The sequence below is a fragment of the Devosia albogilva genome (assembly GCF_042685625.1).
Classification (GTDB): Bacteria; Pseudomonadota; Alphaproteobacteria; order Rhizobiales; family Devosiaceae; genus Devosia; species Devosia albogilva.
On the sequence record NZ_JBHUNP010000001.1, the window covers coordinates 980258 to 1007131 of the forward strand.

Annotated in this window: 26 protein-coding genes; 8 read left to right on the forward strand and 18 right to left on the reverse strand. The window is 63.2% G+C overall.

The genetic code is table 11. The annotated features are described in order from the left end of the window. From ACFSX5_RS04945 to ACFSX5_RS04965, 5 genes are all read right to left on the reverse strand, one after another. Complete coding sequence (locus ACFSX5_RS04945) at positions 1–1323, reverse strand: TRAP transporter large permease (protein ID WP_386832179.1); 1323 nt, start codon at positions 1321–1323, stop codon at positions 1–3. Further along, entirely contained in the window at positions 1320–1868 is a 549-nt protein-coding gene (locus ACFSX5_RS04950) for a TRAP transporter small permease (RefSeq protein ID WP_386832180.1), read from the reverse strand. Before ACFSX5_RS04950 ends, ACFSX5_RS04945 begins: the two co-directional genes overlap by 4 nt. A gap of 180 nt (positions 1869–2048) precedes the next feature. Continuing rightward, the gene (locus tag ACFSX5_RS04955; RefSeq protein WP_386832181.1) at positions 2049–2918 is read right to left on the reverse strand and encodes an amidohydrolase family protein; all 870 of its coding nucleotides are present in this window, start codon (positions 2916–2918) and stop codon (positions 2049–2051) included. Beyond that, the gene (locus ACFSX5_RS04960; protein ID WP_386832182.1) at positions 2911–3381 is read right to left on the reverse strand and encodes a MarR family winged helix-turn-helix transcriptional regulator; all 471 of its coding nucleotides are present in this window, start codon (positions 3379–3381) and stop codon (positions 2911–2913) included. Before ACFSX5_RS04960 ends, ACFSX5_RS04955 begins: the two co-directional genes overlap by 8 nt. Next, positions 3381–4160: a crotonase/enoyl-CoA hydratase family protein gene (locus tag ACFSX5_RS04965; protein ID WP_386832183.1), complete on the reverse strand. Its 780-nt coding sequence runs from the start codon at positions 4158–4160 to the stop codon at positions 3381–3383. Before ACFSX5_RS04965 ends, ACFSX5_RS04960 begins: the two co-directional genes overlap by 1 nt. 90 nt (positions 4161–4250) lie before the next feature. Here ACFSX5_RS04965 and ACFSX5_RS04970 point away from each other — a divergent pair, with 90 nt between their 5' ends. After that, positions 4251–6113, forward strand: a complete 1863-nt coding sequence (locus ACFSX5_RS04970) for a feruloyl-CoA synthase (protein WP_386832184.1) — start codon at positions 4251–4253, stop codon at positions 6111–6113. A 6-nt stretch (positions 6114–6119) separates the two neighbouring features. Further along, a complete protein-coding gene (locus ACFSX5_RS04975) occupies positions 6120–6860 on the forward strand; it encodes an SDR family NAD(P)-dependent oxidoreductase (protein ID WP_386832185.1) in 741 nt (246 codons plus the stop codon). 2 nt (positions 6861–6862) lie between these two features. Here ACFSX5_RS04975 and ACFSX5_RS04980 read toward each other — a convergent pair whose 3' ends face one another. From ACFSX5_RS04980 to ACFSX5_RS05000, 5 genes are all read right to left on the reverse strand, one after another. Continuing rightward, on the reverse strand, positions 6863–7102 hold the full coding sequence (locus ACFSX5_RS04980) for a DUF982 domain-containing protein (protein WP_386832186.1): 240 nt from the start codon (positions 7100–7102) through the stop codon (positions 6863–6865). Positions 7103–7437: 335 nt separating this feature from the next. After that, positions 7438–8067, reverse strand: a complete 630-nt coding sequence (locus ACFSX5_RS04985) for a hypothetical protein (protein ID WP_386832187.1) — start codon at positions 8065–8067, stop codon at positions 7438–7440. A gap of 53 nt (positions 8068–8120) precedes the next feature. Next, positions 8121–8966: a carbohydrate ABC transporter permease gene (locus ACFSX5_RS04990; RefSeq protein WP_386832188.1), complete on the reverse strand. Its 846-nt coding sequence runs from the start codon at positions 8964–8966 to the stop codon at positions 8121–8123. Beyond that, positions 8966–9898 (reverse strand): carbohydrate ABC transporter permease, encoded by a 933-nt coding sequence (locus tag ACFSX5_RS04995; RefSeq protein ID WP_386832189.1) that lies wholly within the window; start codon positions 9896–9898, stop codon positions 8966–8968. The genes ACFSX5_RS04990 and ACFSX5_RS04995 overlap by 1 nt, the downstream gene beginning before the upstream one ends. 158 nt (positions 9899–10056) lie before the next feature. Next, positions 10057–11313 carry an extracellular solute-binding protein gene (locus ACFSX5_RS05000; RefSeq protein WP_386832190.1) on the reverse strand — a complete coding sequence of 419 codons (1257 nt, stop codon included), beginning with the start codon at positions 11311–11313 and terminating at the stop codon, positions 10057–10059. 348 nt (positions 11314–11661) lie between these two features. On the opposite strand from ACFSX5_RS05000, the gene ACFSX5_RS05005 reads away from it, so the two are divergent. Next, entirely contained in the window at positions 11662–12750 is a 1089-nt protein-coding gene (locus ACFSX5_RS05005; protein ID WP_386832191.1) for an ABC transporter ATP-binding protein, read from the forward strand. A gap of 45 nt (positions 12751–12795) precedes the next feature. On the opposite strand, the gene ACFSX5_RS05010 is transcribed toward ACFSX5_RS05005, so the two are convergent. The 5 genes from ACFSX5_RS05010 to ACFSX5_RS05030 all read right to left on the reverse strand — a co-directional run bounded on the left by ACFSX5_RS05010 (position 12796) and on the right by ACFSX5_RS05030 (position 18480). After that, positions 12796–13956 (reverse strand): mandelate racemase/muconate lactonizing enzyme family protein, encoded by a 1161-nt coding sequence (locus ACFSX5_RS05010; RefSeq protein ID WP_386832192.1) that lies wholly within the window; start codon positions 13954–13956, stop codon positions 12796–12798. Between the two features lie 22 nt (positions 13957–13978). Beyond that, the gene (locus ACFSX5_RS05015; RefSeq protein WP_386832193.1) at positions 13979–15076 is read right to left on the reverse strand and encodes an ABC transporter ATP-binding protein; all 1098 of its coding nucleotides are present in this window, start codon (positions 15074–15076) and stop codon (positions 13979–13981) included. A 12-nt stretch (positions 15077–15088) separates the two neighbouring features. Next, positions 15089–15970 carry a carbohydrate ABC transporter permease gene (locus ACFSX5_RS05020; protein ID WP_386832194.1) on the reverse strand — a complete coding sequence of 294 codons (882 nt, stop codon included), beginning with the start codon at positions 15968–15970 and terminating at the stop codon, positions 15089–15091. Next, positions 15967–16926: a carbohydrate ABC transporter permease gene (locus tag ACFSX5_RS05025; RefSeq protein ID WP_386832195.1), complete on the reverse strand. Its 960-nt coding sequence runs from the start codon at positions 16924–16926 to the stop codon at positions 15967–15969. The genes ACFSX5_RS05020 and ACFSX5_RS05025 overlap by 4 nt, the downstream gene beginning before the upstream one ends. Positions 16927–17001: 75 nt before the next feature. Then, the gene (locus ACFSX5_RS05030; RefSeq protein ID WP_386832196.1) at positions 17002–18480 is read right to left on the reverse strand and encodes an ABC transporter substrate-binding protein; all 1479 of its coding nucleotides are present in this window, start codon (positions 18478–18480) and stop codon (positions 17002–17004) included. A gap of 253 nt (positions 18481–18733) precedes the next feature. Between ACFSX5_RS05030 and ACFSX5_RS05035 the strand changes: the two genes are divergently transcribed. Genes ACFSX5_RS05035 through ACFSX5_RS05055 form a run of 5 tightly spaced genes read left to right on the forward strand, consistent with a single transcriptional unit; the run spans position 18734 to position 24013 of the window. Beyond that, positions 18734–19435 carry a GntR family transcriptional regulator gene (locus ACFSX5_RS05035; protein WP_386832197.1) on the forward strand — a complete coding sequence of 234 codons (702 nt, stop codon included), beginning with the start codon at positions 18734–18736 and terminating at the stop codon, positions 19433–19435. Between the two features lie 35 nt (positions 19436–19470). Next, positions 19471–20640, forward strand: a complete 1170-nt coding sequence (locus ACFSX5_RS05040; protein WP_386832198.1) for a mandelate racemase/muconate lactonizing enzyme family protein — start codon at positions 19471–19473, stop codon at positions 20638–20640. Beyond that, positions 20637–21998 (forward strand): mandelate racemase/muconate lactonizing enzyme family protein, encoded by a 1362-nt coding sequence (locus ACFSX5_RS05045; RefSeq protein ID WP_386835580.1) that lies wholly within the window; start codon positions 20637–20639, stop codon positions 21996–21998. Before ACFSX5_RS05040 ends, ACFSX5_RS05045 begins: the two co-directional genes overlap by 4 nt. Before the next feature lie 24 nt (positions 21999–22022). Further along, positions 22023–23225, forward strand: a complete 1203-nt coding sequence (locus tag ACFSX5_RS05050; RefSeq protein ID WP_386832199.1) for a mandelate racemase/muconate lactonizing enzyme family protein — start codon at positions 22023–22025, stop codon at positions 23223–23225. A 35-nt stretch (positions 23226–23260) separates the two neighbouring features. Beyond that, positions 23261–24013, forward strand: a complete 753-nt coding sequence (locus ACFSX5_RS05055) for a ribonuclease activity regulator RraA (RefSeq protein WP_386832200.1) — start codon at positions 23261–23263, stop codon at positions 24011–24013. Here the strand turns inward: ACFSX5_RS05055 and ACFSX5_RS05060 are convergent. Genes ACFSX5_RS05060 through ACFSX5_RS05070 form a run of 3 tightly spaced genes read right to left on the reverse strand, consistent with a single transcriptional unit; the run spans position 24005 to position 26835 of the window. After that, positions 24005–25078, reverse strand: a complete 1074-nt coding sequence (locus ACFSX5_RS05060) for an ABC transporter ATP-binding protein (protein ID WP_386832201.1) — start codon at positions 25076–25078, stop codon at positions 24005–24007. The genes ACFSX5_RS05055 and ACFSX5_RS05060 overlap by 9 nt on opposite strands. 12 nt (positions 25079–25090) lie before the next feature. Continuing rightward, a complete protein-coding gene (locus ACFSX5_RS05065) occupies positions 25091–25915 on the reverse strand; it encodes a carbohydrate ABC transporter permease (RefSeq protein WP_386832202.1) in 825 nt (274 codons plus the stop codon). Continuing rightward, positions 25912–26835: a carbohydrate ABC transporter permease gene (locus tag ACFSX5_RS05070; protein WP_386832203.1), complete on the reverse strand. Its 924-nt coding sequence runs from the start codon at positions 26833–26835 to the stop codon at positions 25912–25914. Before ACFSX5_RS05070 ends, ACFSX5_RS05065 begins: the two co-directional genes overlap by 4 nt. Between the last annotated feature and the right edge of the window lie 39 nt (positions 26836–26874).

Here is a 26874-nt window from a genome sequence, read left to right on the forward strand (position 1 = left end):
TCAGTAGAGCACCCACACCAGCCAAAGCGTAATGGGCGGGAACATCACCAGGATTGCCGTCCGGACCAGGTCGCTTACTACGAACGGGATCACCCCGCGATAGGTCTCCGACAGCCGCGTCTCCGGCGCCATCGAGTTGATGATGAACAGGTTCATCCCTACCGGCGGCGTGATCAGCCCCACCTCCACCACGATCAGCACGATGATGCCGAACCAGATGCCGAACTCATCCGGCGTCAGGCCGAAGTCGAGGACGGACATCATCGGGTAGATGATCGGCACGGTTAGTAGGATCATGGAGAGCGAATCCATGAAACAGCCCATGATCATGTAGAAGACCAGCACAATTATTAGCACGATCCAGGGGTTGAAGCCCTGGTCGGCCACCCACGCGGCTGAAATCTGCGGCAGTTGCGAGAGCGCGAGGAAGGTGTTTAGCGCCGCTGCGCCGAGTACGATCAGGAAGATCATGGCGGTCGAGGTAGCCGTAGCCAGGCACGCATCGATCAGCCGCTTGCGATCGATGCCGCGATACGCCCAGGCGATGATGCCGGTTCCGGCGGCGCCGACCGCTGCCGCCTCGGTTGGGGTGAAGATGCCAGCATAGATGCCGCCGATCACCAGCAGGAACACCAGCATGACCGGCCAGGTCTGCCCCAATTGCCGGAAACGCTCGCCATAGGGCACCCGCTCACGCAAACCACCCGCACCGGGCTGCAAACGCACATAGAGGGCGATGACGATGATGTAGCCGACCGCCGCCAGAATACCGGGCACCATGGCGCCCATGAACAGTTTGGCGATGTTCTGCTCGGTCAGGACGGCAAAGATGACCAGGATGACGGAAGGCGGAATCAGGATGCCCAGCGTACCACCAGCAGCCACTGTGCCGGTCGCCAGGGCGCCGGAGTAGCCGTATTTCCGCAGCTCCGGCAACGCCACCTGCCCCATGGTCGCGGCAGTCGCGAGCGACGATCCGCAGATGGCGCCGAATCCGGCGCTGGCACCGATCGCTGCCATGGCAACACCGCCCTTGCGATGCCCGACCCATGCGGCAGCGGCATTGAACAGCTTGCTGGAGAGGCCCCCGAGGGTAGCGAACTGACCCATGAGCAGGAACAGCGGCACCACCGACAGCGAGTGCGACGCGAAGGTGGAATAGGTCAGGTTCTTGAACTGGGAGGATACCGGATTGAAGTTGCCGGTGATCATCCAGCTGCCGAAAACGCCCACGCCCAGCATGGCGAGGCCGATGGGCACCCGCAGGAAGATCAGGACGAGAACGACGGGAATCGCAAACAAGCCGATGACGAACGGGGTCATGTATGGGCTCCCGCACCCGGTGCCTCAACGCGGCCGGCCACAGCATTGCCGATGGACCGACCCAGCACATAGACGGCCACGATCACCATGACGACCGCTCCGACAAATCCCATCGCATAGGCCCATCCGAGCGAGAACCGCAGCATCACCGTCGTCTCACGGTAGGCGAACTTGTCCATCATGCCGAAGTACAGCCGCCAGGCGATGAAGGCCGAGGCGACCAGCATCATAAGGTCGGTGACTACCACGATCCAGGAGTTCACCCGCGGCCCGAACGAGTCGGTCACCAACGAAACCAGTGCGTGCCCGCGCACCAGATGCGTCCACGGCAGGAACGCGAACACCGCAAAGCCCATGCCGATGGAGATCAGTTCGTAATCGCCGATGATGGGCTTCAGGCCCGCCCATAACAATGCTCGTCCGATGATGCTGACCACCGACATCACCACCATCGCAATGAGCACCAGCCCACCCGCGATCGCAGTCCATCGGGCAAGGCCGACTACCACGCGTCCCAGCGCCGAGTCGTCACGAAACACTGTCACTACCCCCCCTGTCGAGGCACAGTCCCCCATGTGCCATCTCTCTTCCGTCTATTCTATTTTGCCAGCACGGTGAAATGACAGTTGAAAGAAAACCATAACCTGGAGCTTATCGGCTACTGCACGCCGCACCGCATCCAGGATAGTTATCTTCGTGAACTATAACCGTGACGACGATCCGGCTTACGCGCCCAGCAGCCGGCGTGCGTTGTCCTTCAGGATCAGCGGCCGCACTTCGGGCCGAATATCGATTTGCTCAAAGTCCGAGAGCCATCGATCCGGCGTGATCGCCGGCCAGTCCGATCCGAACAGCATCTTGTGCTTCAGTAGCGTGTTGGCATAGCGCACCAGGATCGGCGGAAAGTACTTCGGCGACCAGCCACTGAGGTCGATATAGACGTTGGGCTTGTGCGTCGCTACCGCCAATGCCTCCTCCTGCCACGGAAAGGAGGGGTGCGCGAGGATGATCGGCATCTCCGGGAAATCGGCTGCCACATCGTCGATCAGCATTGGATTGGAATAGCGCAGCTTCATGCCCATGCCGCCCGGCATGCCCGCACCGACGCCGGTCTGGCCGGTATGGAACAGCGCCGGCTTGCCCGTCTCGGCGATGGCTTCGTACAGCACATAGGCCGAGCGGTCGTTGGGCTCGAATCCCTGCATGGTGGGGTGGAACTTGAAGCCCTGCACGCCATGGTTCTCGACCAGGTCGCGCGCCTCACGAGCGCCGATCTTGCCCTTGGCCGGGTCGATCGATGCGAACGGGATTAGGATGTCGGAGTGCTCGGCCGCCTGTTCGGCCACCTCGTAGTTGTTGAAGCGCCGGAAACCGGTCTCGCGCTCCGCGTCCACCGGAAAGATGCACGCAGCGATATTGCGCTCGCGGAAATACTGCGCCGTCTCCGCAACCGTGGGCTGCGGCGAGTGGCCCATGCGGAAATACTGCTTCATGTGCTGCTGGAAGTCGTCGTAGCCATCGTCAGCGTGCGTGCCGCACGGCTCTTCCGCATGCGTGTGGATGTCGATGGCGCGAACGGCGTTGAAATCAACCATCGGCAAGCTCCATGGAATTCGGGGCATGGCTGGCGCTCGAGGCCAGCAATTTGTCGAGCAGCCGCAGCAATTCCACCTGCTCGGGCCCGTCCAGGGCCGATGCCGCTAGCCGGTCATTGCGCTGCATGCGCGAAGCCAGCTGCTGCCGCAGAGTCTCGCCGGCCTCGGTCAGGGTCAGTTCCACGGCCCGCGCATCGTCGGCCGGAGCCGCTCGGCTGAGCAGCCCGCGCTCTTCCAGTCCGCGCATGACCTTGGTCATGTTGGAACGCTTGATGCTGAGCGCCTCGGCCAACACCCCCTGGCGCGTCCGCGGGTTCTCGGCCACCATTTCCAGGATGGCGTATTCGGCAGGCGTGATCCCCAGCGGCCCGAACTCGGCGTAGTAGACGGCAAAGAAGTGCAACTGCACCAGCCGCAGCTTCAACCCGATCAGGTCGTCGAGGGCACTCCTGCTCAGCCCCATCAGGCCGGATCCTTGGGAATGAGCCGTTCGGCCCGCCCTTCAAGAAAGGCCCGCAGACGCTCTCGCGCTTCCGGCGTCGCCGTGGTGATGGAGGACATCAGCGACTCGACGAAGAGGCCGTCGTCCTGCCCCATGTCCTGGATGCGCGGCAGCGCATTGATTACCGCGAAATTGCTCAGCGGCGCATTGCCCGCAGCCCGCCGCGCCAGTTCCTTGGCCTTGTCCAGCGCTTCGCCGGCACCCACCAGGTACTGGCAGAGCCCGATACGGTGCCCCTCCTCGGCGGTAAGCACCCGCCCGGTCAGCATCATGTCAGTCATGTTGGCATGATTGATGAGGCGCGCGATCCGCACCGATCCACCGCCCCCCACGAAGATGCCGCGCTGCCCTTCGGGCAAGGCGAACTTGGTGGTGGCGTCTGCCACGCGAACATGGGTGGCGGCCGCAATCTCGAGGCCGCCGCCGACCACCGCACCATGAAGGGCCGATATGAAGGGAATGGCGCCACGCTGGATCTGGTCGAAGACCTGGTGCCATCGACGGGAGTTCCTGATCGCCCCGATTAGGTCGCGCTCGGAATGCTCGGCCAGATCAAGGCCGGCACAGAAATGCTTGCCGTGTCCGTGGAGCACCGCCGCCCGGGCTTCATCGGCGGCGCGGTCGACCGCCCTGGCCAGCTCTTCGATCACCGCATCGGAGATCGCGTTGCGCTTTTCCGGGCGGTTGAAGCCGATAACGGCGACATCCCCGTCGAGGTCATAGGTGATCAGAGCCGCCATCCGTCTTTCCCGCTAATTTAGTTTACTAGTGGACAATTCCAGTGTTGAATGTCAAGCACCGGAAGCGAACCGGAACTCATGGAGGGGTTAGTGACGGCGCTGAAACAGCAATCCGCAGAAATGGCGTCCGCGGCGCTGCGCCAGGCGCGCTATTGGGAGCCGCAGATCGAGGTGGACCGCCGTCCGGACGGTACCATCTACGTCCGCCAGCTGGGCGAACTGCCCACGCCTCCGCAACGAATCTCAGACCGATTGCGGCACTGGGCCGATACCACGCCCGACCACACCTTCATCGCCGATCGCGGACCCGACAGCGAATGGCGCCGCCTGTCCTACAAAGAGATGCTGGAGCGCGCTCGCCGGATCGGGCAGAAGCTCCTCGACCTCAACCTGTCGACCGAGCGGCCGGTTCTCATCCTTTCGGGCAATGACATCGAGCATGCCCAACTGGCGCTGGCCTGCATCCTGGTTGGCATCCCCTACTCTGCCCTTTCCGAGGCCTATTCGCTGGTCTCGTCCGATTTCAGCAAGCTCAAGGACATCAAGAGCCTGCTCAACCCCGGGCTGGTCTTTGCTGCCGACGGAGAAACCTTCGCCCGCGCCTTGGACACTGTTTTCGACGACGTCACGGTAATGGTGGCTCGTCGGCCGAATCGGCCGGACGCCCTGCTGTTCAGCGACGTGCTGGCGACGGAGGCCACCGTGGCTGTCGATGCGGCAGCCGCAGCCGTGCGGCCGGACACCATCGCTAAGTGGCTGTTCACCTCCGGTTCGACCGGCTCGCCCAAGGCTGTGATCAACACCAACGGCATGATCGCGGCCAACCAGATGATGGTCCGCGACTGCTACGCCTTTGTGCAGGACGAGCCGCCGGTGATCCTGGACTGGACGCCCTGGAACCACACCGCGGGCGGCAACAAGGTGTTCTTCCTGGTACTGTTCAATGGCGGCACCCTGTATATCGACGACGGCCGCCCCACCCCGTCCGGCATTGGCAAGACGCTGCGGAACCTGGCGGAGATTGCCCCCACCTGGTTCTTCAATGTGCCGCGCGGCTACGAAGAAATGGTCCACGCCTTCGATCGCGACCATACGCTGCGCAACACCTTCTTCTCGCGTGTGAAGATGCTGATGTATGCAGGCGCAGGCCTCGGCCAGCACACCTGGGAAGCCCTGCAGCGCCAGTCGGTGGAAGCCACCGGCGAACGCGTACTGATCGCGTCCGGCCTCGGCTCCACCGAGACGGCGCCGTTCTCGCTGATGTGCACCATCGAGGCCGAGCGCGCCGGCAATGTTGGCATCCCCGCCAAGGGAATTACGCTCAAGCTCGTGCCGGTCGGCGACAAGCTCGAAGCCCGTCTCAAGGGGCCCAACATCACCCCCGGATACTGGAAGCAGCCGGAACTGACGGCCAAGGCATTCGACGAAGAAGGCTTCTACAACCTGGGCGACGCCTTGCGCTTTGCCGACCCCGACGACGTCTACCAGGGATTCTATTTCGATGGCCGCACGGCCGAGAACTTCAAGCTGCGCACCGGCACCTGGGTGAATGTGGGGCGCCTGCGCACCGGCTTCATCGATCACTTCGATGGCTTGGTGAAGGACGTTGCCGTCACCGGTCTAGACGAGGAATTCCTGGGCGGTCTGGTCTTCCCTGACTTGCGCGCCGCTCGCGACCTTGCCGGCGACGACACGCTCGAAGGGGAAGCGCTGATGGCCCACCCCGCGGTCCGTGCCGCGTTCGCTGACAAGCTCCGCAGCCTGGCCAGCACCAGCACCGGGTCTTCGACGCTCATCCGGCGCATCATCCTTATGGCCAGAGCGCCGGATATCGACCGTGGCGAGGTGACCGACAAGGGCTCGATCAACCAGCGCCAGGTGCTCTCCAACCGCGCCGCGGACGTTGCCGAGATCTACCAGGGCAGCCCCCGCGTCATTTCGATCGAGGAGTAGGATCAGGTGCAAGTCAACGGACAAACCGCGATCGTCACCGGTGGCGCTTCAGGCCTCGGCGCCGCCGTCACCGCCAGGCTCCTTGAGGAAGGCGCGCGGGTGGCCGTGCTCGACCTGCATCCGGCGGACAACGGCACGCTGAACCTCAGCTGTGACGTTGCCTCCGACGCCAGCGTCCGCTCAGCGCTGGAGCAGGTCCACGTCGAACTCGGCACCCCGCGTATCCTGGTCAACTGCGCCGGCATAGGCCCCGCCAAGCGGGTCGTCGGGCGCGACGGACCGATGGACCTCGAGTTGTTCGAGCGCGTGCTTCGGGTCAACCTGGTCGGCACCTTCAACATGATCCGCCTGGTTGGTCATGCGATATCGGTGGCCGAGCCCCTGCCCGATGGCGCCCGTGGTGTCATCATCTCGACGGCATCGGTGGCGGCTTTCGAGGGACAGGTGGGCCAGGCGGCCTATTCGGCCTCCAAGGGTGGCATCACCTCGATGACACTGCCGATCGCCCGCGAGTTCGCCCGCTTCGGCATCCGGGTACTGACCATTGCGCCCGGCATCTTCGAGACGCCCCTTCTCGCCGGACTGCCCGAAGAGGCCCAACGCTCGATCGCAGCGTCCATCCCCTATCCTGCCCGGCTCGGACGGCCTGACGAATTCGCGCATATGGTGGCGGCTTGCATCGGCAACGACTATCTCAACGGCGAGGTGATCCGCCTCGACGGTGCGACCCGGCTGGCGGCCACCTGAGATCACGCTCCCAACGCGGCCGCGGTGGGTGCTGCCCTTACGACTCGAGCTGAGAATGCCGGGCAGTGGCGATGCGCGGACGTCGGTCCAACAGGCCGGCTCGTTCTGCTGCGGCGACCACCTCGCGCCACCTCCGCTGACGCCAGGTTATGCAGCGCACTCTGGCAGATCGCATAGGCGCGTCGGAATTCCCGTGTCCTGTCGCCTCGCCAGAGACGCTCCATATAGGACAGAGCATCCACGCATCGTCGGCGCGGAAGTTACCGCCACGCCCGTGCTGCAGGAATATTAGCTTTCCGAAGTTCTTTCGGCCCACGCCCAACCACTCCTTATTCTTGTTCTACATCCAAGAATTTGGGGGAGCGCACCGTCAAGCTCGTGCTCCCTGATGACACCTTCCTGGATGAACGGTTCCGCCTCTCTGTGACATCGAGGCATGGCGCCGCCCTGCTCGGCCTGCTTCCCAGTCAGGCGTTGTCTTGGCTCGGGCCCGACGGATCCAAGGGGCGGGTGGAGGTGGTCGGCGTTGCCAACGCGCTGGCGGGATAGCAGTTCGGCATCCGGCGCGGGCGGCTGGCTAGATCGGCCCGTCGCGCTCGAACTCTTCCCATCCCAGCAGCTGCGGGCGCGGACTGCCGTCCGCAGCGACCGGCGAAACGGCCGTCTTCTTCTGCTGTCGCGTCAATTTGGCCTTCCAGCCGGCACGCCGCCTGTTTTCGGCAGCCGTGATCGCATCTTCCTCTCGCCAGGCGTCGACGAGGTCACGGTCAAGGATGTCCTCGACGCGACGGGGATCAAAGACGTGGAAGGTGACCTTCCTTGCCCGCCCGCGCAGCTTCACGGTGCGCGTTCCGGCGCTCGGCAGGCGGCCATCCTTGAGCCACCGATGCCGTTCTGTCGTAGAAATGGACAGGATATCCTCGATCTCCCGGGGGATGACCGGCATGCTCTCGATTCCCCGCAAATCCTCAGAAACGGTGGTCGCAACCAGGTGGAACTCAGCATCCGAGCCTTCCGGCATCCGCAGGGTGATCACGCCCGCAGCCAGATTCAGCGATTTTCTTACCGACGAAGGCAGGCGCGCCCGGAGCTCGAGCAGAATGCCCCTGGCACGAACCGAGGAGCCGAGCGTCGCCCCCGCTGGCAGCGCCCACTCCTGAACGAGGTCGGTGGGGCTGGCAGGTATCTGTTTTTGCTTGCGTGGCACCAGCCTTAGGTGGGCTCTCGCCGGTGAAGTTCAATGCTGCAGGTTTGCCGTGATCAGCCTTTCACCGCCCCACCGGTGAGCCCCGAGATCACATATCGTTGCGCCAGCAGGAAGAAGGCGACGGCAGGCATGATCGACAGCGTCAGGAATGCCAGGATGCGCGGCCAGTCGGAGCTGTATTGCCCCTGGAACTGCATGATGCCCAGGGGCCAAGTGTACTTGGCCTCCGTGTTCAGCACGATCAGCGGCAACAGGAAGCTGTTCCAGCTGCCGACGAAATTGAACACCCCGACCGTCGCGATGATCGGCAGGCACAGCGGCAGCGTCACATACCAGTAGATCCGGATGTAGCCGCAATTGTCCATGCGCGCGGCATCGACGAGTTCCTTGGGCAGCTCCTTGAAGAAATTGTGGAACAGGAGCACCGAGAAGGACACGCTGAACGCCACCTGCACGATGATGATGCCCCAGTGGCTGTCGAGCATGCCAAGGTCGCGCATCTTGATGAAGAGCGGCAGGATGCCGGTGGCCGATGGGAACAGCAGCCCGAGCATCAGGTAGCCCAGAAGGAAGCGGCTGCCGAAGAACTTGATATGCGCCAGGGCAAAGGCGGTCATGGAGGCCACCAGTGTGGACAGCACCACCGTGCCCCCGGCAATCAGCAGCGAATTACCCAGCGAAGAGAAATAGCGCGGCCCACCGAGGACTTCGACGAAACGCACCGGGTCCCAGCTGGCCGGCAACCCGAATGGATTGACCCGCAGTTCCCCGATTTCCTTAAAGCCGCCGAGCGCCGTGGTGTAGAACGGCACGATGACGAAGGCAGCGACCACCAACAGGGTCAGCCATTGGATCATTGAGATCGCCGGGCGCCGGCGCTTCCTGGCCATGGTCGACATCAGTCTTGCTCCGCCTTGAAGAGGACGCGCCGGTAGGCCAGCGCGACGACCACGCAGGCGATGAACAGCAACACGCTCACCGCGCCACCGAAGCCGAGATTCATGCGCAGAATGCCGAACTGGTAGAGGAAGGTCACGATGGTGTGGCTGGAGTGCGAGGGTCCACCATTGCTGAGCGGGATGATCAGGTCGAACAGTTGCAGCGCACCGGTGATGGCAAAGAACACCGAGATTACGATTGCCGAGCGGATCATCGGGATCTGGATATGGCGCACGATCTGCCAGCGCTTGACGCCGTCAAGGCGCGCCGCCTCGATCACCTCGCTGGGGATGGATTGCAGCCCGGCGATATAGATCATCATGTGGAAGCCGAAATACTTCCATGTGATCACCAGCATGATCGCCGGCATCACCCAGAACCGGTCGCCAAGCACGAACGGCATGTCGACGCCGATGGCGCTACCGACGGCCGGCAACAAGCCGTAGTTGCCGTCATAGACAAACTTCCAGATCAGCCCGGCGGCCACTTCGGCCAACATATACGGCAGAAAGAACAGCACCCGGATCAGGTTGATATGGGCCCCGCGGCCGGCCAGGGCGATGGCGCACCACATCGCCAGGGGCAACTGGATCAGCAGCGACACCGCCACAACGATCAGGCTGTTGCGTACGGCCGTGCCGAAATTACGATGGGTAAGAACGTCGTCGTAATTCTTGAAGCCCACGAATTCGGTGATCGGCCCATACCCGTTCCATTTGAAGAACGAGAACGTCGCCGCATCAATCATCGGCAGGACGACGAAGACCGTGAACAGGATGATGGACGGCGGCAGGAACAGCAGCAGCGGCACGAGGCTCTTGCGCTCGACATAGCGTCGGCGGCGAACTGCCGGCGCCAGGGATGGGCTGGATGCGGTGGCAATGCTGGTCATCGGAGTCCTCCGCCTCCCGGCCACCCCGTCTCCCCTGTTCTGCCAGGCGCCCTGTCTAGGGCGACTGGATCAGGAATCATGGCGGCCGACGGACCGGGATCGAGTTGTTCAAGTGATCCGGCGGGCGGTTTCCGCCGCCCGCCGGAAAGCCTTGGAGACTACAGGGAGTCGTCCACGGCCTCCTTGATCAGCTGGGCAGCTTCCTCGGCGCTGATGGCGTTGGCAGCCAGGTCAGCGGAGACGTCATTGACGACGCCGCCGACATTGGGACCCAGGGCCTGGTCGAAGAACAGGGCGTGCCAGTGCGCACCGCTGATGTTCTGGCCAATCTGCACCTTAAACGGGTTGGTCATGACATCCGCAGCGCCCTTGGCGATCGGGATGTAGTAGGCGGCTTCGGCATACTTGCGCTGCTGTTCGGGCGAGTTGAAGAACTCGACCCACTTCACCGCCGCATCTGAAGCGTTCTTGGAGAACAGGATGCCGCCGATGCCGCCGAGTGTATCGGTCGGGTCACCCTTGCCGCCCTCGATGGTGGGGAAGGGCAGGATGCCCAGCTGGTCGTCCGGGATGCCCTCCTTGGTGGCGGAGTTGTCCTTCATGGCGCCGTAGTCCCAGTCGCCCATCAGGTGCATCGCCGCCTTGCCGTCGCCGAACAGGCCCGAAGCGTCGCTATAGCTGGCGGCAAGGAAGCCGTCCTGCCACGGTTCCATTTCCGCCAGCTGCAGGAAGTACTCGCCAGCCTTGACGAAATCCTCGCCGGCAAAGCCGTCGCCGTCGCCCCGCGCGGCAGCCTCGAAGCCTTCCTGGCCCGCCAGGCGGACAACGAGCTTGGACCACCAGAAGTGAGCGGGCCACTTGTCCTTGGCACCAACGGCGATCGGGGTGATGCCGGCATCCTTGAACGTCTGCACACCCTCCAGGAACCCCTCCCACGTCTGCATGCTCGCCGGATCCACACCGGCCTGCTCGAACAGGGCCTTGTTGTACCACAGCACGACTTCGCTCACGTCGCGGGCGACGCCATAGATCTCGCCATCGGGGCCGGTGAAGGCGGAAACGCCGGCGGTCCCCTGGTTGTCCAGCGCTTCCTGGCTCAGCACGTCCCCGACGGGGCGCAGGAATCCTGCCTTGGCCTGCTCATAGAACACGCCGCCGCCCCAGGAATGGAATACGTCCGGCGCATCCGCCGACTGCAGTAGCGTGGTCAGCTTGGCCTTGAACGCCTCGTTCTCGAGGAACGGCAGTTCCACCTTGATGTCGGGGTTCTGAGCCATGAACTCTTCGGCGATGGAGTTCATCAGCTCCACTTCCGCTGGGATCGAGGTGATGTGCAGGTGTTTGACGACTGTCTGGGCCTGGACCGGCATGATGACGGCCAGGCCGAGCATTGCGGCAAGCGCAATACGCTTCATGGTATCCTCCTGTTTTGGCGGCCGATAACCAACTGGTCTCCTCCCGGGCCGCAGTGGTCCGCAGCTTGCTGCAATCACCACTTGCCACTTTGTAGACGCGCCTTGTGAACGGAGGCAAGAGGAACGTACCTCACAAGACTGATCATCAAGGACAAAGTTGCACTTTACTGACGCAGCGTTTCAGAGGACCATCGCCACTCAAGGCATACTCATAAAGCCGATACGAACTACTAAGAGCTTCAGAAAACCTGATAGATAATACTTGTATGGTAGAAAGCGCTGCCATAACACTGGTGCGGGCCGTTCCACACGCGGCGCAGCGCCGGAACCATCGGCAAGGAGGAAACGGTGGCCGAACTCAAACTGCGGGGCATCAACAAGAGCTTCGGCTCGGTTAAGGTCATTCACGACATCGACCTCGACGTCGCCGATGGCGAGTTCGTGGTGTTCGTCGGGCCTTCCGGCTGCGGCAAGTCCACCCTGCTGCGCACCATTTCCGGTCTCGAGGAGCCCAGTTCGGGCCAAGTCTTCATCGGCGGCGAGGATGTTACCGAGTACGACCCGAGCGAACGGGGCGTAGCCATGGTGTTCCAGTCCTACGCGCTCTACCCGCACATGACTGTGGCGGAGAACATGGGGTTTGGCCTCAGGATGGGCGGCGCGCCCAGGGAGCAGGTCGCACAACGCGTCGCCGATGCCGCGCGCATTCTGGAACTGGAAGACTTGCTGGACCGCAAGCCCCGCCAGCTCTCCGGCGGGCAGCGCCAGCGTGTGGCAATCGGCCGGGCCATCGTGCGCCAGCCTCGGGCGTTCCTTTTCGACGAGCCGCTCAGCAACCTCGATGCCGAACTGCGCGTGCAGATGCGGATCGAGATTGCCAACCTCCATCAGCAACTCGGCGCCACCATGGTCTATGTCACGCACGACCAAGTCGAGGCGATGACGCTGGCCGACCGTATCGTCGTGCTGCGCGCCGGCCGCATCGAGCAGCAGGGCAGCCCGATCGAACTCTACGACAATCCGGACAACATCTTCGTGGCCGGCTTCATCGGCTCGCCGCGCATGAACTTCCTAGAAGGCGTGATCCGCGCCATCGACGGCAACACGCTGTCGGTTTCACTCGCCGCCTTCGAGGGCCGGGACCTGGCTGTGCGGCGGCGCGGAACAGGTGGTGCGGTCGGCGAGACGATCAGCATCGGCATTCGCCCCGAGCATTTCACCGAGTCGGATGCTGCCCGAGCCGCCCTGACCGCCACGGCGCAGGTCATCGAGCAGTTGGGTGGCGTTTCCCACGTCTACGCGATCGGCCGAGATGGACAATCCAAGGTAACGATCCAGCAGAAGGGCCACTCCCGCGCGAGCAACGGCGCCCCTATCCATGTCGGTATAGAAGCGGGAGCCGCCCTAGCCTTCGACGCCGCTGGACTGCGCATTTGACCCCTTCAGCGCCACCACTGGCATCAGAACAGGCTTTGGGTGGCCTTACCAGTTCGTCACGGAACCGTCCTGTCTTCGTAGGTGGGAAGCCTCCCAGAATTCGAAGCTCTGTCGCGCGAGCAGGTCCTCGTTCACTTCGACGCCGAGGCCGGGTGTGTCGCTGACCGGGTAGACAGCGCCCTCCAGCCGTGGCTGCACGGGGAAGAAGTCGGCGTTGTCGAAGCCCAGCGCAATCTCGGGGGCCCGGGTTTCCAGCCAGGCGAAGTTCGGCACCGCGGCAGCAAAGTGGATCGTCGCGGCCGTACACACGGGACCGAGGGGGTTATGCGGCATCAGGTCCACATAGTGCGCCTCGCTCCAGCCGGCGACCTTCATCGCTTCGGTGAGACCGCCGACATTGCAGACATCGATGCGATTGAACTGGTGGATGCCCCGCTCGATGTAGGGCACGAACTGCCACTTGCTCGCAAATTCCTCACCGATGGCGAAGGGAATGTCGGTCATCGTGCGCAGCGACTCGTAGGCTTCCGGTGTCTCATCGCGGATCGGCTCCTCGAGGAAGTCGAGTACGCCGGGGTCAAGCTTGCTACAGAAGCTGGCAGCCTCGGCGACGGAGAGCCGGTGGTGGTAGTCGATACCCAGGACCACTTCGCTGCCCAGTTCCTCGCGTGCCCGGTTGAGCAGGCGAGCCGTCGCGGCGATGGACTGACGCGGCTCGAAGATGTCGCGGCTGTCCTGGCCTATGGGAAAGAAGCGGATGGCGTCAAAACCCATCGCCATGAGTTCGTGCGCCCGCTGGACAGCGCCCTCCCCTGCACTATCACCAGTCGAAGCGAAGGTGGGTATGACGTGTCGCTGCTTTCCACCGAGCAGGTCGTAAACGGGGACGCCGAGTGCCTTGCCCTTGATGTCGTGGAGGGCAATGTCGATGGCCGAGATCGCCGCCTGCAGTACGCGCCCGCCTTCGAAATACTGGCTGCGATAGAGCTCCTGCCAGATGCGGCTGATCTGCATGGCGTCCCGGCCGATCAGAAATTCACGGTAGTGTTCGATGGCACCGACCACTGCCCGCTCGCGCCCGGTTAGGCCGCTCTCTCCCCAACCGAAGATGCCCTGGTCGGTCTCCACCTTGACCAGCAACTGATTGCGGATGCCGACCCGCACTGGGTACGGCTTGATGGCGGTGATCTTCAGCTTGGGGGCCATGATGGTCTCGGGGGCGCCTGGTTCAGGCGGCGCGCAGGGCCTGTTCGCTCTCGGCGTCGAAGAGGTGGATCCGCTCCTGATCGAACTCCAGCCACACCATCTCGTCGGGTGCCACCACTATCGAGGGCGGCAGGCTGATATTGACGATGGCTCCGGAAAGGAACGCCTGCACGAAGGTGATATCCCCGGTGGGCTCGACGGTGTAGACCCGCGCGGGCACCGAATCCGCTACCTGTGTCTTGTGCAGGCGAATGGTTGAATGGCGGGCACCCAGCACCACACGGTTCGATTGCGCCCCGGCCACCTTGCGGGCGTTGAGATCGGAAAGCGGCAAGTTCCACCCCTCGCTGCTGGTGAGCACGGTGCGGCCGTCACGCGCGGACACTTCCAGCGGCACCAGACTCATGGCGGGGCTGCCGACGAAGCTGGCGACAAACATGTTGACGGGATCGGCGAAAACCTTGGCGGGCGCATCGTATTGCTGCAGCAGGCCTCCGTTCATCACCGCCATCTTGTCGGCCATGGTAACCGCCTCGAGCTGGTCATGGGTGACGTAGATGATGGTGGCGTTGAGGTCCTGGTGGAAACGCTTGATCTCGGAGCGCATCTGCACCCGCAGCTTGGCGTCGAGGTTGGACAGCGGCTCGTCCATCAGGAACACGGCAGGGTCGCGCACCAGCGCCCGGCCCAGCGCCACGCGCTGCTGCTGGCCGCCCGACAGTTCGCGGGGCTTGCGCTCCAGCAGGTGGGTGATGTCGAGAACCTTGGCGGCTTCGGCGACCTTGCGCTCGATATCCGCTCTCGGCAACTTCCGCATCTGCAGCGGAAACGCCAGGTTCTGGAACACGGTCTTCTGCGGGTAAAGCGCGTAGTTCTGGAACACCATGGCGATGTCCCGGTCTTTTGGATCGAGATCGTTGACTACCCGGTCGCCGATGACAATGTCCCCGGAGGTGATGGGGATCAGCCCCGCCACCAGGTTGAGCGTCGTGGTCTTGCCGCAGCCAGAGGGGCCGACTAGGGCGACGAACTCGCCATCGTCCACGGTCAAGGACACATCCTTGGCCGCAAAGATGGAGCCGTAGGTCTTGACCAGATCTTTTAGGACCACCTGGGCCATCGGCAAATTCCCCTAGTGTTTGACCGCGCCTTCGGTGAGCGCGCGCACGAAGTATTTCTGCAGGATCAGGAACAGCACCACGACCGGCACGCTCATCATGAAGCTCGCGGCCATCAGGCCTGGAAAATCCGTGGTGTTCTCCGAGAAGAAGCGCTGGATACCCACCGGCAGGGTGAGCTGTTCGTTCTTGGTGAGGAAGGTCGCGGCATAGATGTATTCGTTCCAAGCCCCGATGAACGAGTAGATCGCCGTGGCGATAATCCCGGGCACCGATAGGGGCGTGACGATCAGGAGAAAGGCCTGGAAGCGCGTGGCGCCGTCGATGCGGGCGGCCTGTTCGAGCTGAACCGGAATGTTGTCGTAAAAACCTTTGAGCAGCCAGATGGCGAGTGGCAGGCCGAAGGTCAGGTAGGTCAGGATCAGCGAGCCGTGCGTGTTCACCAGCCCCAGCACCCGCATCAGGATGAATAGCGGCACGAGGAAGATCACGGCCGGAAACATGTTCCTGAGCAGCACCGAGAAAAACAGGAACTTGCGCCCCGGGAAACGGAAGCGCGAGAAGGCATAGGCGGCGGGCACCGCCACCACCACTGCGAGGATGGTGGTGCAGAACGACACAAACAGGCTGTTCCAGAAGAAGCGCAGGAAGTCCTGCCCGACACTGTTCTGCGGATCGAGCAGTTTCTGGTAACTCGCCAGAGTCGGTTCGGTTGGCCACCATTGTGGCGGGAACTGCATCGCCGCAAAGCCCGATTTGATCGAGGTCAGCAGCATCCACACCATCGGTACGGCGGCGTAGAGCAGCATCAGCACCAGGAAGATGCGTCCAGCCCAGCGCCAGCCGTCGATACGCTTGCGGCTGCGCGGCACGATCGGGTCGGCGGTCGCAGTCATGCCCCCTGCTCCTTGCTTTCGTTGCCGCTCAAGGCGCGGACATAGAAGTAGCCGAGCACCATCAGGATCAGGAACAGCAGCACCGAATAGGCCGCTGCCACGCCCCAGCGCTGGCGCCCAAATGCAAGCTCGTAGATGTGGGTGATCCAGATGTGCGAGGCGTTGGAGGGACCGCCGCCAGTCATGATCCAGGGGATGATGAACGAGTTGAAGTTGGCCACGGCCAACAGCAGGATCGTTACCGTCGACACGCTTCGCAGGTGCGGGAAGGTGACGTGCCAGAAGCGCTGCCATGCAGACGCGCCATCGACCTTGGCGGCGCGCAACAGCTGCTCTGGCACCGTCTGCAGCCCCGCCATCACCATGATCATGGCGAAGGGGAACTCGCGCCAGATGTTGACCACGATAAGCGATGGCAGAACCGTGTTGACGTTGTCGATGAAGTTCGGCTGACGGTCGACGATCCCCATCTGCACCATGACGGCGCCGATGATGCCAAAGTCCGAATGGTAGATCCATTTCCAGATGTAGGAGGCGGCAACCGCGCTGATGACCCACGGGATGATCAGGATGGCGCGGAGAACAGCGCGGCCGGCGAAATCCCGGTGCAGGGCCAACGCCGAAGCGTAGCCCAATACAAAGGCGATGAGGGTCGAAGCCAGCGTCCAGATGGCGGTGTTGACGGTAACCTTCCAGAACACGTCACTCGACAGGATTGCGGTGTAGTTCTCGGTGCCGATGAATATCTTGTCGCGCAACTGCAGGCCGGGCGGCGTTTTGAAGAACGACAGTTCGATCGTGTAGTAGATCGGATAGGCGATGACGACGAGCATCACCACGATCGCCGGCAGGACATAGAGATAGTCGGCACGGCTGTTCCACATCTGCTGCAGCACGCCGGGCTGCCTGGTTGCGGTCTCGCGGGACGCCATGGCTTCGCCGGCCAGCGTGGTCATCCTTTGTGCTCCTTGCCCTGAACGGAGAGGGTGACCGGCGGGTTGGGGCCGCCGGTCAAGCTTTGCGGATAGCGGCTAGAGACCGCCGCCGTCGGTGATATCTCTCACCTTCTGCGCCGCGTCCTTGGCTGCTTCCTCGACCGTCATGGCGCCGGTCAGGGCGTTCTGCAGCATGTCCGGGATGATGATGTTCATGATCTCGGGCGTTTCCGGGAGCGTCGGGAACGGCACGCCGTAGGGCAGCATCGAGGTGGTCACGTCGAGGAACTCAATGGAGTCCAGACGCTCCTTCATCCAGGTGGTCTTGAAGCCATTGAGGTTACCCGGATTGGAGCCGGCATAGGCCATTTTCAGGGACCATTCGGGGCTGGTCCAGAAGCAGATCAGCGCCTTGGCCGCGGCTTCGTCCACCTCGCCGCCCTCGACATATTCGGGGTTGAGGATGTGGATGTTGGAGCCCCCGAAGACCACCGCGCGCCGCCCGTCAGGACCGGTCGGAATCGGGCCGTAGCGCATATTGTCGATGACCGTCTGCGCCGCTTCCTTGTCGGCGCCCGTCGCCTTGGCCTGAAGGTCGAGCATCACGTCATAGTCTGACGGGTGCGAGATCATCATGGCCAGCTGGCCGGCGAGGAATAGCGGCTGGTTGTCGGCCTGCTGGTTGGTCAGGGCCGAGACCGGTACCGACTGGTCGCGGACATACATGTCGTAGGACGCTTGCAGCGCCCGGATACTCTCGGGGCTGTCGAGCCGTACCTCCTCGTAGGTCGGGTTCGCGTCGGCCTCGTCGAAGACGCCGCCGCCATAGGCCCAGAGCTGGGGCATGAAGCGATAGGGGGTGTTGCCGGCATTCTTGCGAGCCACGAGGCCGTAGCCGGCAATGCCGAGTTCATCGTGGATCTGCTTGGAATAGGCGACGACGTCATCCCATGTCGCCGGCGGAGTCTCGGGGTCGAGCCCGGCCCGCTCAAAGATGTCGGCGTTCCAGATAAACGCCATGGTCTCATTGTTGGTGGGGATGCCGTAGGTCTTGCCTTCCCACATCACCGACTTCATGGCGCCCGGCCAGAAATCCTCGCGGCTCCAGCCGACATCCTCCGGGCTCAGCTCCTGCAGGTAGCCCTTGGACGCGAACTCCACGCCACCCAGTATCTGCAGGCGGACGACCATGGGCCCGGCATTGCCGAGCAGCGCGGTGCGGAACTTGTCGAGCAGGTCGTTGTAGGTAAGCGCCTGCTCCTCCAGGTTGATGTTCGGGTAGGTTTCCCTGAACGCTGCGAAGAAGTCGCGATAGTACTGACGCAGCAGTTCGGGATCGCCCTCGAACACGCCCTGGTACCAGAAGGTCAGGTCGCCCTCGTAGTCGAGCGGCGTGACCGCGCCGCACTGTTCGGCGGTATTGTATTCTTCGGTCCCGGCAATGGACCGAACGTATTCAGGCGTCCATTGGCTGATGTCGACGCTCTGAGCCACCGCCGCGGAATTCATCGACACCGCGAGCGCAGAGACTGCTGCACCGTGCGTAAGCGCACGGGTCAACCGGTAGTTCCTCATGAAGTCCTCCTGTCTGTCCTGCCCGGCTCTCCTCCCGGCAGGTCCTCTCCCTCCCGCATCGCACACCGGGCTTCGCCTCTTATGTGCAGGTGCAGCAACAAACAGCGTTGCAGAAGACATATTGAGTGTCAACCGCGTTGGATTATACATTATCCGGCAATCATTCCGTGTAGTTCATTGAAAGACCGCACGACAAAGACCGCTACGGGCGCTACAAGGCGGGAACAAAAAAGTGGGAACCACGGGACTTTAGATGAACGACTACACGGCGCAGCCGCCACAAGGGATGGAGCCGAGCGGAGCATCGCAGGCGGGAGACTCGGTCTACCGCCATATCCGCGAGGACATCATCTCGGGACGCCTGCGAGCCAACGAACGCCTGATCGTTGCCGATCTGGCCAAGCGCCACAACACCTCCACCAACCCGGTTCGGGAAGCGCTGCAACTGCTGCGTGGCGAGGGCTTCGTGCTCATTTCACCCAATCGCGGGGCACGGGTGCGCCCGATTGACCAGAACTTCGTGCGCGACATCTACGAGATCGGCGTATTGATCGAGCCGGCGCTCACGCGATGGTTCGTCGGCATGGCCACGGACGCCGACATCGCCGAACTCGAAGCCGTGCAGGCAGAAATCGAAGACAACAACTTCGCCGACCCGGTTCGACACAGCGAACTCGACACGCGATTCCATACCATCATGTACGAGCGTCACTATAACCGGCACGCTGCCGAGTTGTGGTGGAAGCATCGCGAGGTGCTGCGTGCAGTCGGGCGGCGCTACGATTTCACACTGGCCCGGCGCGCGCAGGTTATGCGCGAGCACCGTCAGCTCATTCAACACATCAAGGATGGCGAAGCCGACAAGGCGGCGGCGCTGGTGGCCCAGCACGTCGAGGGGTCAGGGCGCCACATCCTGGAACACATGCGGGCGGCGGAGGCGGCCCGGGCAAGCTAGCCGAGAACTCACTACGGCTGGCGGAGGGGGAAACGATGAGAATAACCGGGGTCCAGCCGTGGCTGATCAAGTCGGATGCGTCCTATTGGGGCGAGTTCCTGTTCGTGGAGGTGACCACCGACGAGGGGGTGAGCGGCTGGGGCGAGATCACCACCACCACCTTCGTTGCCAACCGGGCGCTGTGCGTGATGCTGCGGCAGATCGGCAAGATTATCGAGGGCGATGACCCTGCCAATATCGAGCGCATCTGGCACAAGATCTTCCGCAACTTCACCTATATGGGCAGCCGCGGCGCGGCGGTGGAATGCGTCAGCGCCATCGACATCGCGCTATGGGACATTCGCGGCAAAGTGCTCGGCCAGCCGATCTACGAGCTGCTGGGTGGACCGGTGCGCGAGGAGATCCTGCTCTACACCCACCCCGACCAGCGCAAGTTCACCAGCAAGGATGGCGTGGTCCAGGAGATCCGTGACATCATCGCTTCGGGTCACACCGCCCTCAAGTTCGACCCGTTCGCCCAGCAGGGTGCATTCGACAAGAACGGGATTGCCCGGGAGCAGTCGGAGGGCTACCTGGACGGTGCGATGAGCCGCAAGGACGAGCGGGAGGCAGCAGAACTTACCGCGCTGATTCGCGACACTGCGGGGCCGGACGTGGACATTCTCATCGATGCACACGGGCGCTTCGACGTGCCGACCGCCATCCGCCTCTGTCGCAGCCTCGAAGAAGCCGGTGACATCGATTGGTTCGAGGAGCCAGTTCCACCGGAAAGCGTCAATGCGCTGCAGCAGGTGCGGGAGAAGGTCAGCGCCGCCATATCGTGGGGTGAGCGCGGACACACCAAGTGGGATTTCGTCCCCATCCTCGAACGGAAACTGGCCGACTACATCATGCCAGACGTCACCTGGACCGGTGGCATCACCGAACTCAAGAAGATCTCCGCTCTGTGTGAGGCTTACTACATTCCAGTATCGCCACACGACGCTGCCGGACCCATCAACCTCGTCGCGGGGGCTCAGGTGATGATGACGGTGCCGAACTTCTATCGGCTCGAAACCTCGGAGTGGAACCTCGGCAAATACGATCACCTGATCGACAGGCCGCTCGACAACTCCAACGGCAGCCTGAAACTCAACAAGACTCCCGGGCTCGGCATCGAGATGAACCGCGCCTACCTCGAAGCCAATCTGCTGGAGCTCGACTGATGGACGCGGATCTGGCGACCAGCATGGTCGAGGACAATGTCCGCATCGCTTCGCGGCCAAGTGCACTGCGGATCACCGACATGCGCGTGGCCGAGATCACCGGCGCGCCGTTCCAGTCGGCGCTGCTCAAGATCTACACCAATCAGGGCATCGTCGGCCTCGGCGAGGTACGGGACGGTGCCAGCGCCACTTATGCGCTCATGCTCAAGAGCCGGCTGCTGGGCGAGAATCCCTGCGACATCGACCGGCTCTTCCGGCGCATCAAGCAGTTTGGAGGGCACGGTCGACAGGGCGGCGGGGTCTCGGCCATCGAGATCGCGCTATGGGACCTCGCAGGCAAGGCCTACGGCGTGCCGATCTACCAGATGCTGGGCGGCAAGTTCCGTGACCGGGTGCGCATGTATTGCGACACCGATGCCAGCGTGCCCAGCGGCACCGAAACCGGCCGGCGGCTGAAGCAGCGCATGGACCTCGGCTTCACCTTCCTCAAGATGGACCTCGGGCTGATGCAGGTGGTGGATACCCCCGGATCGGTGGTGGCGCCCTCGGGTTCCCTCGAAGGCTACCGCACCCACCCGGGCTGGGGCGCTGGCAAGACGCTCGAAGATCGTCGCGCCCGCCATGCGGTCTATGACATCCACAATGTACGCCACCCGTTCACCGGACTCGCCTTCACCGAGAAGGGGCTCGACACGCTGGAGCAGTACATTCACGAGGTGCGCGAAGTCATCGGCTACGAGGTGCCGCTGGCCATCGACCATGTCGGCCACATCTCCTTGCAGAGTGGCATCCGGCTGGCCCGGCGGATTGAGAAATATGCCCCCGCCTGGCTCGAGGACGTCATCCCCTGGCAGTACACCGACCAGTACCGGCAGCTGCAGCAGGCCACGACCGTGCCGATCTGCACCGGCGAGGACATCTATCTCAAGGAAGGCTTCGAGCCACTGCTCAAGGCCGGCATCTCGGTCATCCATCCGGACCTGCTGACATCGGGCGGCATACTCGAAACCAAAAAGATCGGCGACATGGCGCAGGACCACGGCGTCGCCATGGCGATCCACATGGCCGAGAGCCCCATCGCCTGCATGGCCGCAGCGCACGTGGCCGTTGCCACAGAGAACTTCATGGCGCTCGAGTACCACTCGGTGGAAGTTGACTGGTGGGACGACATCGTGAACGGGCTGCCCAAGCCGCTCGTGAAGGATGGCTTCATCACCGTTCCCGACAAACCCGGTCTCGGCGTCGACGATGTCGTCGACGAGGTGATCAGCCAGCACCTGCAAGAGGGTGTGGAGGGCATCTGGCAGCCCACAGAACAGTGGGACCACGAGTACTCCTGGGATCGCACCTGGAGCTGACCACGGAGGCCCGAGGGGAAACACATGAAGATAACGGACCTGCGCTGCGCCGTGATCGGACGCCATCCGATCGTGCGCGTGGTCACCGATGAAGGACTCTACGGCCTCGGCGAGGTGGAGTTCACCAAGCCGTACCTCAAGCCGTGGGTGCTGCACTTTCGTGGCGCGCTGATCGGCGAGGATCCGACCGACGTTGAGCGCTGCATGCTGAAAATTCGGCAGCGGGGCTCCTTCAAGCCCTACGGCGCCGCGGTCAGCGCCATCGAACATGCGCTCTGGGACATCGCCGGCAAGGCTGCCAACGTGCCGGTCTACAAGCTACTGGGCGGCAAGGTGCGCGACAAGGTGCGGGTCTACAATGGCTCGATCCGGCAGAAACGGACCGGCGACCGCCCGGAGGACTATGCCGCCGACGTCAAATGGATGATGGAACGGCCGGAAAACTTCTTCATGGTGAAGCAGGGCATCAGCTTCCACTCCAACATGAAGGATGCAGTAGACGACTTTCACTACGGCGTGCGGCAAACCAATTCCGGTTACCACGGCGCCATGGACCAGGGGCAGATCAGCGAGCGCGGCTTCAATCACATGCTCGATTGCGTCGCCGCGATGAAGGAAGTGCTTGGGAACAAGGTGAGCCTCGCCCTCGATTGCGGCCCCGGCTGGTTCCTGAACGACGCCATCCGTTTCGCTCGAGCGGTCGAGAAGCACGACCTCATGTGGCTCGAGGACATGCTGACCGGGGACTACGTTCCCTGGGTCAATCCACAGGCCTATCGCGAACTCACCGTGTCGACCTCGACCCCCATTCACACGGGGGAGCAGATCTACTCGCGGCACAACTTCAAGGAACTGATCGAGACGCAGGCGGTGCGGGTGGTCGGGCCCGACCCCGCAGATGTTGGCGGCATCGCCGAACTGAAGTGGGTCGCCGAACACGCCTACATGCACTCGATCATGATGGCACCGCACGGCACCGCCAATGGCCTGCTGGGGCTGGGAGCGTTGATCAATGTCTGCGCCACCCTGCCTGCCAATTACATCGCCTTCGAATATCCCAGCGCCTCGGACCCCTGGTGGGAAGACATCATCATCGGCCTTCCGGAGGGCCGTATCGTCAACGACAGTCATGTCGACCTGTTGCCCGGCCCGGGACTGGGGCTCGACATCGACCCTGAAGCAGCAAGACCCTATCTGCGCGAGGAAGACGAGGGCTTCTTCGATTAAGCCGGCCGGGCACGAACCTCCTGGAGGAGAACACAATGATTACGACGGCAGACATCCAGCGGCCGCCAACGCACCTCGTCGAGGGGCTCAAGAACCTCGGCGCGGCAACCATCGCCGGCACGCTCGGACACATGGGCTTTCGCAACCCGCACATGACCGGAATCCTGCCCCAGACTAGGGGCAAGTCGATCTGCGGACCTGCGCTGACCCTGCAATGCCTGCCGCAGCGACCGGACCTGTTCAGCGAAGGCGAGTACGCGGATCCCGAAACCCAACTGCACCGGCACGTGCTCTACCACGTCCAGGAGGGCGACGTGGTGGTGGTTGACGCGCGCGGCGACATGCGCTCGGGCATTTTCGGGGACATGATGTCGACCTACTTCAAGGGCCGGGGCGGCGCCGGGATCATCATCGACGGCGTGATGCGCGATCGTCCTAATGTCGAAAAGCTGGACCTGGCGCTATGGCTCAAGGGCTGGTCGCCCAACTATCACGTGCAGACCGACATCTTTCCCAATGCGGTCAACGTCACGATCGCCTGCGGCGGCGTGACGGTGGTGCCGGGGGACATCATCGTTGCCGATGACGACGGGGCAATCGTGGTGCCGGTGTCGATGGCCGAACAGGTCATCGAAGAAGGCCAGAAGCACGCGGAATGGGAAGTCTTTTCCCGAATGAAACTGATGGAAGGCGCCCCGCTCCAGCGGTACTACCCGCTCCACCCTGACGCCAACGAGGAGTATGAGGCCTGGCGCAAGCTCAACGGCCAGAGTAAAGCGCTAGGTTAGCCGCAGCCCGTCCCTGCCGAAGAGATGGGCTGCGGCAGGGTCGATGGTCAGGGCGATGGGCGCGCCGGTGGTGTGGGTGGCCTGGCCGGGGAGAACGGCGGTGAGTTCGTGACCTGCGGTCAACCGGACGCGGAGGACGGTTTCGTTGCCGAGCTGCTCGACCAGCTGGACAGTGCCCCTGAGGGGGCCCTGGGGGTCAGCCACGAGCGCGTGGGGGCGAATGCCGAGGGTGACCATATCGCCAATCTGAACGGATTCTGGACGAAGCTGAACCGGCACTGACGCACCGCCGGCCGCCAGCTGGGCGACACCGCCATCCACACCGGTAACCGTGGCTTCGATGAGGTTCATCGTGGGTGCGCCGATGAAGCCGGCGACGAACAGATTGGCTGGATTGTTGTAGAGTTCCAGCGGCGAGCCGACCTGCTGGACCACGCCGGCATCGAGGACGACGATCTTGTCGGCGAGGGTCATTGCCTCGACCTGATCGTGGGTCACATAGATCATGGTGGCGTCGAGATCCTTGTGGAGGCGCGCCAGTTCCATGCGCATGTCACCTCGAAGGGTGGCATCAAGGTTGGAGAGCGGCTCGTCGAACAGGAAGACGTCGGGCTCGCGGACGATGGCACGGCCGATGGCGACGCGTTGGCGCTGACCTCCGGAAAGCTGGGCCGGCTTGCGGTCGAGCAGGTGCTCCATCTGCAGGACACGGGCAGCATCGCGGATCTTGCGATCGCGGGTGTCCTTGGGGGTGCCGGCAAGCTTCAGCCCGAAGCCGACATTGTCGTAAACGCTCATGTGCGGATAGAGCGCATAAGACTGGAACACCATGGCGACGCCGCGGTCGCGTGGCTCCACTTCGTTCACGACACGCTCGCCAATGGCGATGGTGCCTTCGGTGATGTCCTCGAGGCCCGCGATCATGCGCAGCAGGGTCGACTTCCCGCAGCCGGAGGGGCCGACGAAGACCACGAATTCACCGTGCGCGATGTCGAGGTCGATGCCCTTGATGACCGGGACATCGCCGTAGTTCTTGCAGACGGAACGGATGGTCAGGCCAGCCATGGCATAACTCCTTTAGCCCTTCACCGCGCCCTGCATCAGGGCGGCGACGAACTGGCGCTGGAACATGAGGAAGAGAATGATGGTGGGCGCGAGGATCAGCAGTGCCCCCGCGCAAAGCAACGGGATGTCCGTACCCCACTGGCCCTGGAAGGCGCCAAGGGCACCGGCCATGGTGCGCTGCATCGGGTCCTGCACCAACACCACGGGCAGCAGGAACTGGTTCCAGGTCCACAGGAACAGGAGGATTGTCAGCGACATGATCGCGGGCCGAGCGAGCGGCACCTGCACCAGCCAGAATTCCTTCCAACGGGTGGCGCCGTCGAGTTGGGCGGCCTCGGTGAGGTCATGGGGTACGTTGAGAAAGTGAGCCCGCATCCAGTAGACGCCAAAAGGCATGTAGAGCCCGATCAGCGGCAGGATGATTGCGAAGCGCGTGTTGAGCAGTCCCATAGCCCGCACTTCGTAATAGAGCGGGGTGATGACGGCTTCGAAGGGCAGCGTCAGGCCGAACACGAAGACGAGGTAGAGCCAGCGATAGCGGTTGGTGGTGAGCTTCGCCAACCCATAACCGGCCATGGTGGCGATAAGCACCGACACCGGGACGACGCCAAGCACGATCAGCACGCTCGACAGCAGCAGCTGATCCATCCGGGCGACTTCAAAGGCCTTGACGAAATTGCCCCATTGCGGATCGGCCGGCCATTGCAGGCCGTTGGGATAAGAACCCTGCGGCGCCAGGGCCGCCGACAGCATCGACACGAACGGCAACAGCGTCAGGATCATCAGGATGACGATCAGGCCCCGCGCCAGCAGGGCGTTGGGAGCAGTGGTCTTCATTTCTTTTCCCGGGCGAACCACTGGATCGGTGCGATGGAGATCAGCACCAGCACCATGAGGACGATGGCGAGCGCCGAGGCGAGGCCCACCTGCCGATGCGCAAAGGCGAGCCGATAGATCTCGAGCCCCGGCACGGTAGTGGTGATGCCCGGCCCACCTTGGGTGGCGATATAGACGATGTCGAAGCTTGCCAGGGCCGAGATCACGGTGAGGGTGACGCAGACGGCGATCTCCTGCCGTAGGCCCGGCAGGGTGATGTAGCGGAACTCGTGCCACGGGCGGGCGCCGTCGAGACGGGCCGCCTCATAGAGGCTGGGGTCGATCTTGGTGATACCGGTGACCAGCAGCATGGTGCAGAGGCCGAGCAGCACCCAGGCGCCGATGATGCCGACAGCCGGCAGCGCCCAGACGAAATCGCCAAGCCAGCCGCGCGCCCAGCCGGACATGCCGATGGCGCGCAGGCCCTGGTTGACGACACCGGTCGAGGCGAACATCCAGCTCCAGGCGATACCGGCTGCCACCAGCGGAATGACCTGCGGCAGAAACAGGATGGTACGCGTCGCGGTGCCGAAGGGGCCGGCCATGTGCCCGCGGATCACCGAGGCCACGGCAAGGCCGAGCGCCACGGGGATGATGGTGAAGTAGGCGACGAGCTGGAAAGCGTTGCCGATGATCTGCAGCAGCTTGGGGTCGGTCAGCACCGTGACGTAGTTGGTGATGCCGTGAAAGCGCGCTTCGCCGATGCCGTCCCAGCGAAGGAACGAATAGTAAAGGCTCATCGCCAGCGGCACGAGCACGAAAGCCGCGTAGGCGATGAAAGCCGGGGCGACGAACAGCCAGGCCCCCCGCCTGGTCTTGCGGCTCCCCCGCGATGGGGAGAGCCGCTGGTCTTGCCGCTGCGCGACAGGTGTCGAGGTCATGTGTCGGTCCACTATCACTCAGGCGCTGTCGCGCAGCAG

Bases quoted from the DNA above. Each gene is read 5' to 3' on its own strand.
- ACFSX5_RS04945 (WP_386832179.1), bottom strand. From the start codon at position 1,323: ATGACCCCGTTCGTCATCGGCTTGTTTGCGATTCCCGTCGTTCTCGTC.
- ACFSX5_RS04955 (WP_386832181.1), bottom strand. From the start codon at position 2,918: ATGGTTGATTTCAACGCCGTTCGCGCCATCGACATCCACACGCATGCG.
- ACFSX5_RS04960 (WP_386832182.1), bottom strand. From the start codon at position 3,381: ATGGGGCTGAGCAGGAGTGCCCTCGACGACCTGATCGGGTTGAAGCTG.
- ACFSX5_RS04965 (WP_386832183.1), bottom strand. From the start codon at position 4,160: ATGGCGGCTCTGATCACCTATGACCTCGACGGGGATGTCGCCGTTATC.
- ACFSX5_RS04990 (WP_386832188.1), bottom strand. From the start codon at position 8,966: ATGTCGACCATGGCCAGGAAGCGCCGGCGCCCGGCGATCTCAATGATC.
- ACFSX5_RS04995 (WP_386832189.1), bottom strand. From the start codon at position 9,898: ATGACCAGCATTGCCACCGCATCCAGCCCATCCCTGGCGCCGGCAGTT.
- ACFSX5_RS05000 (WP_386832190.1), bottom strand. From the start codon at position 11,313: ATGAAGCGTATTGCGCTTGCCGCAATGCTCGGCCTGGCCGTCATCATG.
- ACFSX5_RS05010 (WP_386832192.1), bottom strand. From the start codon at position 13,956: ATGGCCCCCAAGCTGAAGATCACCGCCATCAAGCCGTACCCAGTGCGG.
- ACFSX5_RS05015 (WP_386832193.1), bottom strand. From the start codon at position 15,076: ATGGCCCAGGTGGTCCTAAAAGATCTGGTCAAGACCTACGGCTCCATC.
- ACFSX5_RS05020 (WP_386832194.1), bottom strand. From the start codon at position 15,970: ATGACTGCGACCGCCGACCCGATCGTGCCGCGCAGCCGCAAGCGTATC.
- ACFSX5_RS05025 (WP_386832195.1), bottom strand. From the start codon at position 16,926: ATGACCACGCTGGCCGGCGAAGCCATGGCGTCCCGCGAGACCGCAACC.
- ACFSX5_RS05030 (WP_386832196.1), bottom strand. From the start codon at position 18,480: ATGAGGAACTACCGGTTGACCCGTGCGCTTACGCACGGTGCAGCAGTC.
- ACFSX5_RS05035 (WP_386832197.1), top strand. From the start codon at position 18,734: ATGAACGACTACACGGCGCAGCCGCCACAAGGGATGGAGCCGAGCGGA.
- ACFSX5_RS05040 (WP_386832198.1), top strand. From the start codon at position 19,471: ATGAGAATAACCGGGGTCCAGCCGTGGCTGATCAAGTCGGATGCGTCC.
- ACFSX5_RS05050 (WP_386832199.1), top strand. From the start codon at position 22,023: ATGAAGATAACGGACCTGCGCTGCGCCGTGATCGGACGCCATCCGATC.
- ACFSX5_RS05055 (WP_386832200.1), top strand. From the start codon at position 23,261: ATGATTACGACGGCAGACATCCAGCGGCCGCCAACGCACCTCGTCGAG.
- ACFSX5_RS05060 (WP_386832201.1), bottom strand. From the start codon at position 25,078: ATGGCTGGCCTGACCATCCGTTCCGTCTGCAAGAACTACGGCGATGTC.
- ACFSX5_RS05065 (WP_386832202.1), bottom strand. From the start codon at position 25,915: ATGAAGACCACTGCTCCCAACGCCCTGCTGGCGCGGGGCCTGATCGTC.
- ACFSX5_RS05070 (WP_386832203.1), bottom strand. From the start codon at position 26,835: ATGACCTCGACACCTGTCGCGCAGCGGCAAGACCAGCGGCTCTCCCCA.